This window comes from Telluria sp. AZSoR62, from assembly GCF_058111565.1.
The window spans coordinates 1-283 of sequence record NZ_JBYTST010000264.1 but is presented as its reverse complement, the minus strand read 5'-3'; the positions used below and the strand labels follow the sequence as shown (position 1 = coordinate 283).

1 pseudogene is annotated in these 283 nt (G+C 59.4%); it reads left to right on the top strand.

Annotated elements, in window-relative coordinates:
- Positions 1 to 283, top strand: a pseudogene (locus AC3XQU_RS23740) (hypothetical protein); the annotation flags it as partial.

The following is a 283-nucleotide window of genomic DNA, read 5'->3' as shown; positions in this document are numbered from 1 at the left end:
AAGCCCGCAAGATGGCGGGCAAGAAGGGCGGTGCGCTGAACTTGGAGCCGATTGAGCGCTATGTCTACATCGACGGCACCAAAGACGTGTGGGACCGGGAGAAGAAACGCCGCATCGCGGAAGGCGCCGTCAAGATGGCGCTCGGCGATATGTACGGTATGTGGTTGAACAGCCCGGAGCGGCGAGTCGTTGACGTGGAGAACATTGTGTTCGACCCGACGATGACGAAGGATCCCAACGTCTACATCAATACCTTCGACGGACTGCCAATGGAGCCCAGCCG